The 13,257-nt window shown below is 64.3% G+C and carries 11 protein-coding genes and 1 riboswitch; all 11 genes read right to left on the bottom strand.

Features of this window, described 5'->3' with window-relative positions; genetic code table 11:
* Nucleotides 1-97: 97 nt before the first annotated feature.
* Entirely contained in the window at nucleotides 98-862 is a 765-nt protein-coding gene (locus tag NUU27_RS04475) for an ABC transporter ATP-binding protein (protein ID WP_257760862.1), read from the bottom strand.
* Nucleotides 859-1,908: an iron ABC transporter permease gene (locus tag NUU27_RS04470; RefSeq protein ID WP_257760861.1), complete on the bottom strand. Its 1,050-nt coding sequence runs from the start codon at nucleotides 1,906-1,908 to the stop codon at nucleotides 859-861. Before NUU27_RS04470 ends, NUU27_RS04475 begins: the two co-directional genes overlap by 4 nt.
* Nucleotides 1,905-2,945, bottom strand: coding sequence for an ABC transporter substrate-binding protein (locus NUU27_RS04465; protein WP_257760860.1), 1,041 nt, complete (start codon nucleotides 2,943-2,945; stop codon nucleotides 1,905-1,907). Before NUU27_RS04465 ends, NUU27_RS04470 begins: the two co-directional genes overlap by 4 nt.
* A gap of 54 nt (nucleotides 2,946-2,999) precedes the next feature.
* Nucleotides 3,000-3,214: riboswitch (cobalamin riboswitch) on the bottom strand.
* Nucleotides 3,215-3,243: 29 nt separating this feature from the next.
* A complete protein-coding gene (locus NUU27_RS04460; protein WP_257760859.1) occupies nucleotides 3,244-3,927 on the bottom strand; it encodes a metal-binding protein ZinT in 684 nt (227 codons plus the stop codon).
* Nucleotides 3,928-4,258: 331 nt separating this feature from the next.
* A complete protein-coding gene (locus NUU27_RS04455) occupies nucleotides 4,259-5,506 on the bottom strand; it encodes a glucarate dehydratase family protein (protein WP_257760858.1) in 1,248 nt (415 codons plus the stop codon).
* Nucleotides 5,497-6,303, bottom strand: a complete 807-nt coding sequence (locus NUU27_RS04450) for a sugar phosphate isomerase/epimerase (RefSeq protein ID WP_257760857.1) — start codon at nucleotides 6,301-6,303, stop codon at nucleotides 5,497-5,499. Before NUU27_RS04450 ends, NUU27_RS04455 begins: the two co-directional genes overlap by 10 nt.
* Nucleotides 6,300-7,334, bottom strand: coding sequence for a hydroxyacid dehydrogenase (locus NUU27_RS04445; protein WP_257760856.1), 1,035 nt, complete (start codon nucleotides 7,332-7,334; stop codon nucleotides 6,300-6,302). The genes NUU27_RS04450 and NUU27_RS04445 overlap by 4 nt, the downstream gene beginning before the upstream one ends.
* Nucleotides 7,331-8,500 carry an SGNH/GDSL hydrolase family protein gene (locus tag NUU27_RS04440; protein WP_257760855.1) on the bottom strand — a complete coding sequence of 390 codons (1,170 nt, stop codon included), beginning with the start codon at nucleotides 8,498-8,500 and terminating at the stop codon, nucleotides 7,331-7,333. Before NUU27_RS04440 ends, NUU27_RS04445 begins: the two co-directional genes overlap by 4 nt.
* A gap of 16 nt (nucleotides 8,501-8,516) precedes the next feature.
* On the bottom strand, nucleotides 8,517-9,266 hold the full coding sequence (locus NUU27_RS04435) for an SDR family NAD(P)-dependent oxidoreductase (RefSeq protein WP_257760854.1): 750 nt from the start codon (nucleotides 9,264-9,266) through the stop codon (nucleotides 8,517-8,519).
* Between the two features lie 17 nt (nucleotides 9,267-9,283).
* Entirely contained in the window at nucleotides 9,284-11,614 is a 2,331-nt protein-coding gene (locus tag NUU27_RS04430; RefSeq protein WP_257760853.1) for an alginate lyase, read from the bottom strand.
* A gap of 70 nt (nucleotides 11,615-11,684) precedes the next feature.
* Nucleotides 11,685-13,211, bottom strand: a complete 1,527-nt coding sequence (locus NUU27_RS04425) for an extracellular solute-binding protein (protein WP_257760884.1) — start codon at nucleotides 13,209-13,211, stop codon at nucleotides 11,685-11,687.
* Nucleotides 13,212-13,257 lie beyond the last annotated feature (46 nt).

Genomic DNA, 13,257 nt, shown 5'->3' with positions numbered 1-13,257 from the left:
ATTGCATGGATTGGAAGGACTGCGCAGGCATGTCCCCGATTGTGCCGGCCAAGGAAGGCGGGTGGCGGGTATCACTCAACCAACATTATTGGCTGTCTCAGTCCGGCAGGAAATCGACGCGAAGCCGGCCGGTCGATGGGTCTTGGCTGACGGTTGCCGCGATCTCGAAGACGGATCGGATCAGGTCGGCGGTAATCACGTCGACGGGTCTTCCCTGCGCCACCAGCGCGCCTTCCTTGATCACGGCGATCTCGTCGCAGAACGCGACCGCGTGGTTGAGGTCGTGAAGGGCGGCGATGCAGCTCGTGCCGAGGCCGCGGAGCAGCTTCAGGAGGTCGAGCTGATGGCGGATATCGAGATGATTCGTGGGCTCGTCCAGGAGCAGCTCGCGGGGCATCTGCGCGAGGGCGCGGGCAATCTGGACGCGCTGCCTCTCGCCGCCCGAAAGGGTCGACCAAAGCTGGTCCGCCCGGTCCGTCATGCCGGTTCGCTTGAGCGCCGCAGCGACGGCTGCGTGATCCGCCGCGCTCCAGGTCTCCCACGCGCCGCGGTGCGGCGTGCGGCCGAGGGCCACGACTTCGCGCGCGGTCAGCGCGACCTCGGTCGCCGTCTGCTGTTCCACCAGCGCGAGCCTGCACGCAACCTCCCGACGGGAAATGGTCGAGAGGGGCCGGTTGTCGAGGAGGACCGCACCGCCCTGGCCGCGCCGCAGCCCGGCGAGCAGGCGCAGAAGGCTCGACTTGCCCGAGCCGTTCGGCCCGACCAGGCCGAGGAACCGGCCTTCGGGAACACGCAAGGTCACGCCCTTGACGATGGGCTGGCCGCCCGTCTCCCAGGCGAGGTCGCGCGCTTGCAGCGTCATGCCCGCCGCCTCGACCGCCAAAGGATGAAGGCGAAGGCCGGCGCACCGAAGAGCGCTGTCACCACTCCGATCGGCAGGACCTGTCCAGGCACGACAATGCGCGACAGAACGTCTGCTGCGACCATGAAGACGCCGCCCGCCAGCGCCGCTGCCGGGATGAGCCGCCCGTGCGACGGCCCGACGAGGAAGCGGGTGGCGTGCGGAACGACGAGACCCACGAAGCCGACCGCACCGACCAGGCTGACGATCCCCGCCGTCAGCAGCGCCGTCACACCGAAGAGCTCCATGCGCACGCGCGCGGTCTCGATCCCAAGGGAGGCGGCAGCGTCCTCGCCGAATGCGAACGCGTCGAGTGCGCGTGCCCGGTAGAGGGCTACCAGCAACCCGATGGCGAGCATCGGCAAGGCAAGACCGATGTCGGGCCAGCGCGCGCCGCCAAGGCTGCCGAGGAGCCAGAACATGATGCCGCGCGTCTGCTCGGCATTGGCCGAGGTCGTCACGATGAAGGATGTCGCGGCATTGAAGAGCTGCGAGCCGGCGATGCCGGCGAGGATGATCCGCTCGGTGCCGCCGCCCGATCCACGCGCCAGAGCCGCCACGAAGACGAAGGCCAGGCCGGCGCCGAGAAAGGCGCCGCCCGACAGGGTGACGGCGCCCGCGCCGATGCCGAGCACCATGACGAGGACAGCTCCGGTCGAAGCGCCGGCGGAGATGCCGAGCAGATACGGCTCTGCCAGCGGGTTGCGCAGCAGGGCCTGCAGAACGGTTCCGCAGACCGCCAGACCGGCTCCCGCCGAGGCGGCCACGGCGGCGCGGCTGAGGCGATAATGCCAGACGATCCCCTCGCGGATCGGATCAACGGCCAAATCCATCCCGAAGAGCCGGTTGCCCAGCACCTTGACGACCTCGGCTGGCGGCACCGCTACCTCGCCGATCGACACCGCGCCTGCCGCCGCAACGAGGAGTGCGACAAGGGCGATCAGGCCGAACGCCGGCAGGCCCAGCCTGTGGAAAGGACGGGGCGCGACCCCGGCATGCAGGGTCATTGCGTCAGGCCAAGCGCGCGCAGGCCCTGCGCGAGCGTTTCCACGCCGTCGACGGCGCGCAGGGTCGGGTTCATGGAGCGGGCATCCATTCCGATCAAACGCCCTTCGCGCACAGCCGTCATCTGGCTGGTGACAGGATCGCTCTGGAGGAATTGGCGCTTTGCGGCGATATCGTCCGCCGGATAGCGGCGCCGATCCATCGTGGCCAGCACGATGACGGCGGGATCGAGTTCGGCGATCGTCTCCCATCCGACAAGCGGCCATTCTTCGTCCGAGGTGATGACGTTGCGCACGCCGACCACATCCGAGATCCACGCCGGCGCGCCGAAGCGCCCGGCCACATATGCCTCGCCGTCGATCTCGAGCGAGGAGAACCAGTAAAGAACCGAAACGTCGTCGGCACGGAGTGCCGCCGCGTTTGCCGCGGCCGCAGCGATCCGCGCGTCATTCTTGGCGCTCAGCGCATCGCCCGCCGAGCCGGCATCGAAGATCGCGGCAAGCTCCCCGATCTCCCGGCGCAGCAGGTCGGCTGTCCAGGGCTTCGAGCGCGCGCCGTCGCCGCTGCCGTCGCTGTAGGCGCTCTTGGCGCATTCGGCGGGCGAGACATAGACCGGGATCGCGAAATCCCCGAACTGCGCGAAGGTTCCCACCCGGCCGCCATCGGGGCCGATATCGCTGATCCACTCGTTGGTGACGAGGTCGGGCCGCGTCTTCAGAACCGCCTCGAGGCTCGGTGAATTGTCGGCAAGGCGCGGCAGGGCGGCCCCCTCCTCGGCAAGCTCCTCCGGCAGCGGCGCGAGCCAGACCGCGGTTCCGACGATGCGGCTGCCGAGACCGAGCGACAGCAGGATCTCGGTCGAGCCCTGCCCGACCGACACCACGCGCTCGGGCGCCGCGGCAAATGACAGCACGCGCCCGCAATTCTCGATTTCGAGCGGATAGCCCGTGGCCTGCGCCGAAGCGGAAGCGACGGATGCGACAAGAATGCCTGCAAGAAGACAGGAAAAGCGGCTCGCGCCGCCGGTGACGGTAAACATTATTGTTCCTTTCCCGGGCGCCCCGCCCGGTTTCATGTGGATGAGAAGCCACGCTGCTCGCGACTCCGGAACGGCAGGTCTCCTGACTTGCGACCCTGGTTCCGTTCCTGGCCTTCCCATGCGCATGCGCACAGTGGCTCCGACCCTGGGGCCGGCGGAACGGAACGGTCACCTACAGTTGCGGGGGCAGTTCCGGAATTCGCAGGACAGGCCTGCGGCACCGGATTCCCTTTCAAGCCCATCTGGGCACCGTTTCCGACGACAAATTATCTCGGCATCGCGTGCTGTCAACAGACGATCAATGCGCCATCATCTCGCCGGCGATCTGTTCTCCGCTCAGCGACGAGGGATAGTAGGTCGGCCAGTTGGTCACTTCCTTCAGCAAGGCCGCGCGGTCGCTCCCCCAATAGAGATGGTAGTGATCGGCCTGCGCTGGCGCGATGCGGTGATCGCTGAACTGGATGAACCGCGGAGCCTCGCCGTCGCCTCCGGTCTTCTCGAAGATATAGCGCACGCCTCGATTGCCCTTCTCATAGGTCAGGATCTCGTATCCATCCGAAGCGTAACGGCCTTCGACGGCCTTACCGTCCTCATGGAACGTGACGCTGTCGCCGCTGATGACGATGCGATCGACATCGGTCTTGTATCCCGTCTCGTAATAGGCGCGGTATTCCGCAGCGCTCTTGTCGCCCTGCTCCGACTTATGCGCCATAACCGGGTCCAGCGTGCCATCCTGCAGATAGGGATAGACGGACTGCCAATCGCCCTCCCAGTCCGAGAGCATGCGAGCGGCGATCTGGCCGTCTTCGAAATACCCTTTGTAGATGGCGTCGTCGGCACCGTGGGAGTGGTCATGCGCATTGTCGTGAGCGTGCGTCGGAGCGTTGCCGCTCCGGCTCTCCTGCGCGCCTGCCTGCGCGAGAAAAAGCAGCATCGAACCCATCGCCAGTGCGCCGGCGCACCTCGTGAACATCGTTTGCATTTGGAACCCTCTACTGGTTGCTGACGGAGACGATCAGCGTTCATGAAATGTTATGTTATCATATAACGCATCTCGGATAGCCGAACGCCCTCGCCTTGGCAAGGGGGCTTTCGAAAAGGCCCATCACAGCAACCAGCGCGATTACACGCTCCCGTCGGCAACCAATTCTGCGAATATGTCGCTGTCGTCAAAATGCTTCACAGCCTTGCGACCGACGAGGAAGCGTGCACGAAGTGGCAGGAAAAGCGTGCCGAGACGCTTGGCCGAACTTTGAATTCCCAAGGAAGATCAGGACCGGATTTCCCGTCCTGCCGACGTTCGTGCCCGGTCGCTACCAGCGCGGCACGCGGCGTTCGTAAGCCGGATCGAATTGCTTCATATAGGCGGTATCGTCCCGCTCCTTCGTGCCCGCCTGCTCGTAAAGGGCGGCGAGTTGGGCGAGCCTGCCCCGGTCGAGCGTGACGCCGAGGCCTGGTCCGCTCGGCACGGCCAGGGCTCCATTGCGGAAAGAGAACGGCTGACCTTCGATCACATCGACGCCGGTCCAGGGATAATGCGTGTCACAGTCGAAACTCAGATTCGGCGTTGCTGCCGCCGTGTGAAGCATCGCTGCAAGCGTGATCCCGAGATGGGAGTTCGAGTGCATCGACACACCGAGCCCCAAAACCTCGCATATTTTGCCAAGCTGCACGGAAGCTCGCAGGCCACCCCAATAATGATGGTCGGAAAGCACGATCTGCACCGCCCTTTTTCGGACGGCTTCGGCGATCTGATCGAACTCCAGCACGATCATGTTGGTGGCGAGCGGGATCGAGGTCGCCGCGGCGACTTCAGCCATCCGATCCATGCCGATCACCGGATCCTCCAGATATTCGAGGACGTTTTCCAGCTTCCGGGCGACATGGATGGCGGTCTCGACGGTCCAGCCGCCGTTCGGGTCGATGCGCAGCGGATGGCCGGGGAAGGCCTCGCGCAGCTTCAGCATCGTCTCGATCTCGAGATCGGGATGCAGCACTCCGCCCTTGAGCTTGAGGGAACGGAAGCCATGGGCTTCGACCATGCCCCGCGCTTCCTCAACCATCTGGTCGGGTGTGAGCACCTCGCCCCACTCGTCCTGTGCCTGGCCGATATGGGCGCCGAACTTGAAGAAGAGATAGGCACCGAAGGAGACGCTGGCGCGCACCGGGCCTCCGAGCAGATCGACCACGGGTCGTCCTAGCGACTTTCCCTGGATATCGAGGCAGGCAACCTCATAGGCCGAGGCCACCACATCCGTCAGCTTGTGATCTGCGACGGCAGATTTTGCATTGATGCCGCCGCCTTCGGGCAGCGCGGCAACGACGCGGGACTTCAGCGCGTGGAGATGAAACGGATCGAGCCCGATCAAAGCGCCTGCCGCGCGCCTCAAGCCCTCCAGGGCCTTGATGCTTCCATAGGTTTCCCCCAGTCCGACAGTCCCGTCATCGCAAACGACCTCGATGACGGTGCGCAAGGCGTGAGGCTGGTGGACCCCCTTGCAGTTCAGGAGAGGCCTGTCGGGAATCGCGACGGGCGTGAGGTGGATCTCGGCTATGCGCATCGGAAATCTTCCTGTCCCCACCAGGCACGTGCGGCCGTCAGCGCCTCCTCCAGAGGCGAAAGTTCCGGATGCCAGTGGCGCTCCCATTCCAGGCTGAGGGGAATCCGGCGCCCGCTTGACCGGAGAAGCGCAAGCAGGCTTGGCATCGGGAAATCCCCCCGGCCCGGCAACACGTATCGTCGGTGGCCATCGCCGTCAGGCTTGCTGTCCTTGACGTGCACATGAACGACGCTTTTCGCGATGCGGTGCCAAAGGGCTTCCATGTCGGCGCCCCTCGCCCAGGTGTGATGCGAGTCCCAGAGGATCCGCGCCGCCGGCACGCGTTCGACGAACGCAACAAGCTGCCCGTAATCCGCCAGTGCGTCATGGGTCTCGATCATCAGATCGACCTTCAGACCGCGCGACCGCCGATCGGCCTGCCAGGCTTCCAGCCAATCTGCGGCTCGGTCCAGAGCGGCTCGGCTCAGCCGACCGCCGCCATCGAAGACACGCAGATGGTCGGCACCGGCCGCCTCGGCCCAGGCGACAAATGGCTCGATCGCAGAAAGATCGGCTCCGTCGAACAGCCGGACGGACGTGTTCAGCGCGGCGACCCGCAGCTTGCGCTGGGTCAGAAAAGCCGCCAGCCCGTCAGGGGCTCCGAACTCAGCAGCGAGCGCGGCCGGCAGATCGAGCGTTCCCGACAGGGCACGCAGTTCCACGGTCTCGATACCGTTCCGCCCCGCGAGATCGGCGACCTGGTGAAGGCTCAGTTCCGAGCAGCCGAGCGTCGAGAAGCAATGGTCGAATCCGCTCATGCCATACGATCCAGATCGTCTTCGCGCACCGGATGCAGCGGTGCAAGACCGCCGACAAACCGTTCGATCTCCGTGATGGCCAGATCGGAAAGCGCCTTCAGTTCATTCCCCAACGCTCCGGCGATGTGCGGAGTCAGGACGACATTGGGAAGATCGTAGAACGGACTGTCCGTCGGCAAGGGCTCGGGGTCGGGCGTATCGATCAGAACACGCAAGCGTCCCGATCGGGCTTCGGCCAGCAACGCATCATGATCGACGAGCCAGCCGCGCGCCGTGTTGATGAGAACCGCGTGATCCGCCATCAGCGACAATTCGCGCGCGCCGATCATATGGTGGGTCTCGGGCAGGATCGGCGCATGCAGCGAGACCGTGTCGGCCCATGCGAGAAGATCATGCAGATCCATCTTCACCGCCCCCAGCGCGACGGCCTCTCGCGCGTCCAGGAACGGATCGTAGACGGCGATCTCGAATTTGCTGCGGGCGAGCATTTCGATGACCCGGCGGCCGATCCGCGAAGCACCGACGATGCCGACCCGACGGGCGTGATTGCCGAGATGGGGCAGGTTCAGGCCGCGCCGGCTGCCGAAACCGCCCGCCCCGCGCTCTTTGCGGTGGTCGTCGCGCAACCGGAAGACATCCTTGCCGCACATGATGATCGCCGCAAAGGTGAACTCGGCGACCGGAACGGCCATGGCGGATGCGGCGGTGGTAACCAGGATATCGGATGCCTCCCAGAATTCGGCCGGTGCCACAGTGCGCACGGACGCCGCCGCATAGGCAACCATTCTGAGGCGGGGCGCACGGCTGAGGCGCTCCCTCGTCAATGACGGCGCGCCCCAGGCACCCAGGAGGATATCCGCCTCCGCGAGAGCTGCAGCGCCCGAAGGATCATCGACATTCGCATAGGGAAAGCCGGGAATGATATCGGTCACGGCCTTCAATCTCGCCCATTCAGGCGGCCCGAAAAACCCTTCGGGAAGCTCCTTCCGCATGGCTATGAGGAGCCTGGGTTTACGCCGGCTTCCCATCATGCGCGCACCGGGCTCGGAACGGGACGGACATCGATCCGGGCGAGCGCGATCTCGATCGGCATCGCATTCTGGCGCAGGATGACGTGGAGATGAAGCTCGGGCGCTCTTTGCCCCGGCTTCAGTTTCAGGGGCGGTGTCCTCAGCGTCCCACGCCAGGCCGTGCTCGGAAATGGAAACGGCCGTCCGTCATCGCCGTGGAACGGCGCCAGCGCAATCACCTCCTGCCCGTCCTCCGCGCCATCCTTCAGGCGAAGCGATATGCCAAGGACGCCCTCGTGGGCAGGCACGTCCACGTCGCAGGTCGCCTCCACCCAGACACCGACGCCGGGATGGGCGATCTCGCCACCGAGAGAGTGGCTTGCCTCCCCGCTCGCGGTGATCGCCCGGGCATCGAGCTCCGAAGCCAGATTGCCGAGCGGATTGTTCACGGGGTCGAAACGATCGTCTCTCGCGAGAACGCGATCGGGCGCCCACGGCACGATGCTTTGCAGATAGCGCGCCAGCTGGCGGCCGACGGCAAAGCCGCCCAGCACGGAAAAATGCGTCCCGTCATTGGAATAGCCCTCAAACGGTTCGCCAAACTCGTTGTCCGGATCGACCCAGGCGGCGTTCCAGTCGAAGATATGGCAGTTGCCGTTGGCGGCGGCAAACTCGATGCTCTGCCGGTTTATCCAATGCGCTTTTGCCCGCTCCGCTCCACCTGCCGGCCATTTCCCGACGCTGCGCGCCAGGATCGGGAGCAGGATGACGGTCTTTCCGGCATCGAGCAACGTGGAAGCGATCCGCGCGCGCGTCCTCGCGATGGCCTGGCGCGTCTCCACCATCATGTCGTTGGTGCCCGCATCAACGATGACCAGATCGAAGTCCCACTCCAGAAGCCCCGGCAGGCGACGCTCGATCTCGATCGCCTTCTGCCCCGAAACCCCGAAATTGAGGCCCGAGAAGAACCGGCTGACGCCTTGGCGATTGCTGGGCTCCCAGCCGGACAGCACGCGCGGATCATGATGAACGGGGCAGGCGAGCCTGCCGTGCGACAGAACCTCGGCCCAACTCATCCAACCGCGAGCCGAGGTGGCCAGCAAGGTCCGGTCACCAAAATGGTTCTGCTGGACGAGCGAAGTGCCGAGGATGGCGATCCGTCCGGCTCTTGGCAGGGACACGGACATCAAACCCACCGACGCCTCACGAGAACAGGACGCCGCCGTTGATGTCATAGCAGGCTCCGGTGATGTAGGCCGCATCATCCGATGCGAGGAAGGCCACCAGCGCGGCGACCTCCTCGCTCGCCCCTTCCCGCTTCATCAACGCAGCGCCGGCCACCCGCTCGCGAACTTCGGGCTTGGTGAAGGTGTCGTGAAAGGTCGTCGCGATCATGCCGGGACATACGGCATTCACGCGGATGCCCGGACCGGCTTCCTTTGCAAGACCGCGGGTGAAGGTCATGACCGCGCCTTTCGACGTGGCATAGGCGATAGCGCCCGGCCCGCCACCGTCACGACCGGCCTGGGAGGAAAAGGTCACGATCGCGCCGCCCTTGGCCATTCTCGGAAGGGCAGCCTTTGCGGTCAGGAACAGGGAGGTCAGGTTCACGTCGAGGACCTCGTGCCAGAAGGCTTCGTCCATTTCCGCCATCGTCTTTCGGGCAATCAGGCCGCCTGCGACGTGGACGAGGCCATGGATAGTGCCGAACCGATCGGCTGCCGCGACAACCGCCGCTTCGGCCTCGGCCGCGTTCGTCAGATCAGCCTTGATTGCCACGGCCGAACGTCCGAGCTTCTCGATCTCGGCAACTGCCTTGGCCGCCCCGTCCGCAGCGCCGTTGTAGGTGAGGACGACGTTGGCGCCTTCCTCGGCAAAGCGAATGGCGCAGGCGCGCCCGATGTCCCGGCCGGCCCCGGCGACGACGACGGTCCTGTTGACGAAACGCTGCATTGAAAACCTCCTGCGAACTAGAATTGCTTGGGGATGGAAAGCTTGAAGCGGCAGTCATCGACATCGGTGAAATAGATGTCGGTGGAGAATCCCTGATCATCGATGAAGCTGAAGATGCGCTTCGGCTCCTTCAGGCTGTAGGGGACGAGAAGGGTCACCAGGCGGTGGCTTACCGCCGCCGGCACTTCGGCACAGACGTGGTGATGGACATCGAGCCCTTCATGTTCCGCCGGGTCGATGCCCGTGAAGCCCTCGATGGCGGTGATCTGCGGCATGCCGGCGGAGGAAAACACGAACTGGCCATAAAAGCCCGCCTTGCGGCCGTTGTAGCGAAAACTCGAGCGGCCGGTCTGCGGCGCTCCGACCGTGTGGCAAAGCCACTGCAGTTCCTGGGGCTCGGAGCACTCCACCCGATCGACGATCACGAAATAGCTGTCGTTGACGAAATGGATTTCGCGCTCCGCCCTTTGAACCAGCGGGTTGGCGACCTGATAGGCGGCCGTCGCATCGCCGACCAGGCGCACATGGCCGGGCTTTTCCTCGACATCCACGATGCGGCCGCCGGCGCGGCGGGCGAGCGCCTTGTCCTTTTCCGCATACTGGCCCTTGCCGCCGATCAGCACGGCGTTCTTCGACCGGGTCTGCCGGCGCCAATGAAGATGCATGCTGGAATTGAAGGCGACGTAATGGCCGGACTGGATCGCGAGGTCCTCGCCATAGGCATAGAGAACGAAAGCGTTCTGGTCGCCGTGGCTGTGGCTGAGCGAGCCGTAGGGGCTCGATTTGAAGACGAACTGCAGGTGCCCGTCGGGGTCGTCCATGTTCTTCTGGATGGCCGCCCAGCCGATATCGTGGAAAACGGCGAGAGCAGGCAGGTCGGCCGGCGAGGTTGCCGCCACGTCGCGATAGTCGTGACGATAGACAAGGTCGTCGAAGTTCAGGTCCCACCAACCGTAGTTGTAGAAGGCCGCTTCGGTGCCGGCCGCATCCGCTCTGATGCGATCGAAATACCATTGATAGTGACCGTCGCCGGTCACGCCGGCAAACTGGCGTACATTGTAGCCGACCTTCAGGCCCGGAAGATCGCCCATGGTTGAATCGTCGCCGAAACCCGCACGCCGGGTCCCCGGCGCCTTGGTGTAAAGGGGGAACCTGCCAGTGTTTTGGAAAAACGGCCGCTGATAGAGGTCGAAGTCGAGATAGGACCGGATCAGATTGGCTGCCTCGATGAGATAGGCCATGCCGGTCATCCAGTAATGGGGCCCCTCGGCCCATCCCCCGTCCGTTCCGGCCCAGGGAGAATAGAGGGTGGCCAGGAACTCGACGGTGTAGTCGAGCCATTCCGTTGCCTCGTCACTTTCGCCGCAAAGCGCGATACAGGCCGGCGCCAGCACCGCCGAGAGCGAGCGCACGGCATGGCTGTCATAGGGAAACACGTGAATACGCGCATGGGCGATGACGTGTTCGGCCACCTCCCGCGTGCGGCGCAGAAGAACGGACCGCACGGTTTCGCGCTGTTCCTCGCTCAGGTGATCGTGAAGCCAGTCATAACCCCAGGCCAACGCGACGACGATGCGGAAGGCCGCTTCGTCGTTATAGGCGCGTGAGGTCGTGCCGCTCGGATCCCAAGCGGCTACGGCCAGCAACCAGTCGCAGGAGGCGTCGAGCAGGTCGTCGCGCCCGAGGACGCGGCCCGCGATGGCAAGGTGCCGGATCGCATAGATGACCTCCTGGCAGTCGATATACATCTGCCGCCAGAGGGTCGCGACGCGCGTGTTGTTGGGATAAGGCCTGGGCTCCCCGATGATTGGACGCTCCAGCCAGGGCTGCACCGATTTGGCGAAGAAATCCGACCAGCCGCAGTGGTCGGGATTCTTGGCCACGGCAGCGGCGAAGGCGCTGAGCTGGTCGGGATCGAGCCACAGGCGGGGATGGCTCATATGCCCGGCGGCGTGCCGGGCGGCCCGGCCGGGCAGCGGGGTTTTGGGCAAGGCGTCGGTGATCTCGAAGCTGCGCACGGCACTCCAGTTGGAACTGCGTGTCGCGGTATCCTGATCCCAGAGCGCGTAAGACCAGTGATAGCGCCCCGCCGGCAGCGCCTCGTCCGGGGTGAAGAAATTCCACGCCAGATCCGGAAAAGTGCGTGTCTTGTCGTCGGCGAAACCGGAATCGGTCGAGATGCGCAGCACGTATCGCGCGCCGTCGTCGATATCGGGAAGCCAGGAAAAGCGCGGCGGGTTTTCCTTTGGAGGGCACGGCTCGCTCGGCATGTAGCCGATGGTCAATGAACCCGGCCGGGGTTCGTCGAGATGGGCCTGTTTGGCTGTGGCCGGGGCAGAGTGACGCATCGCGGCTGGAACTCCTGTGAATGCGGAGGGAAAGGATGGCGGTCGCGCCGCCATCCCGCGTGAAGAAAGCTTATCGCGCCGCGTATTGGCGGTCGTAGGCGGCCTGCATGATCTCGATGACCTGGTCGTACCCGAGATCGGTCAGGCGCTTCTTGTAGGCCTCCCAGCCGGCATCGACGTCCTGGGCGCCCAGCACCCATGTCTGCTGCATCTCGGTCATGTAGGTGAGGATGCTCGGCCAATAGCGGTCAAAGACAGCCTTTTCCTCGGCATTGAGCGAGACGCCCAGGAACTCTTCCTTGAGGCAGTCGCACTTCTCGTACATCTCGATGCCTTCAAGCGCGATCTTGTTGGTCCATTGGCGCTCGTATTCGTAGGTCATCCAATAGCCGCGCGGTACCTGGGCTCCGATCGCCCAGAGCTGTGCGTTGACGGGGTCCTTGTTCTCCAGAACCTCCTTTTTGAACCGCGGCTTGCCGTCGACCATCTCATAGGTCAGACCTTCGACGCCGAAGTTCGACAGGATGCGGCCCTGCTCGGAGAACCAGAAATCGAAATATCTGATCGTCTCGACCGGGTGCTCGTTGGTCGCCGAAATCGCCCATCCGACCGGCTGGACGCGCAATCGCCGGGCGTCTTCGAAGCGTTCTCCGGAAACCGTTTTGGGCGGCAGCATCGGCTTCAGGGCGAACCCTTCGATTTTGGGTGACAACGCATCGTTGTAGGTTGAGGTGCTGGCGAACCAGTCATGCGTCATGCCGCCGAGATCGTTGCCCAAAAGATATTCTCGCGAGCGGGCGCCGCGCGTGAAGATCTCCTTGTCGATCAGCCCTTCCTTGTACCACTGGGCGACATGCGAAATCCCGGTCTTGTAATTTTCCTCGACCCAGGGATGACGAAGTTTTCCGTCATAGACGGCAAAGTCGCCGTAGCGCTCGGAGCCCGATACACGCGCATCCCACAGATTGATGAGGCGGACTGCATCGACTTCCTCACGGGCAAAGTAAGGCACCTCGTCCTTGACCCCGTTGCCGTTGGGGTCGTTGTCGCGGAAAGCCTTGAGGACCTCGTAGACCTCTTCCGGCGTTTCAGGCCTTTTCAACCCGAGCTTATCGAGCCAATCCTGACGGATGAACCAGCCCCGCGAAAACTTCCCGTCAGGCACATAGGGGATGAAATAGATGTTGCCGTCCGGCCCCGAAATCGCGTTGCGGATTTCGGGATGGCTGTCGAAGAACGCCTTCAGGTGAGGTGCGTTTTCGGCGATCAGATCGTTGAGCGGGACGAAGGCTCCTTCCAGACCGTAGCGGATGAAGTCTTCTTTCAGCCCGCCGGTCGCGTCGCCGCCAACGATGTCGGGAAGCTCGCCCGAAGCGATCATGAGGTTGAACGCGTCGCGGCTGCTGGTCGTGGCAAGCGAGGCCACGTTGCGGACGTGGATGTTGGTGAGCTCGGCCGCGTTCTGCTCCACCGGCCACTTTTCCGAATAGACGTATTTGTCGCGGAAGTGGAAATGGATCGTCAGCTCCAGCGGGTCCTCCGTTATCTTGCCCGCATCCTGTGCCCAGCCGGGCGATGCCGCCGCAACGGCCGTCATCAGCGCCAGTAGACGCGCTCTCTTCTGCAGTGCTTTCACCGGTTCT

The sequence above is a fragment of the Nitratireductor sp. ZSWI3 genome, assembly GCF_024655565.1.
In the GTDB taxonomy this organism is placed as follows: Bacteria; Pseudomonadota; Alphaproteobacteria; order Rhizobiales; family Rhizobiaceae; genus Nitratireductor.
The sequence above is the reverse complement of the archived record's forward strand: the minus strand, read 5'-3'. Positions and strand labels throughout refer to the sequence as shown.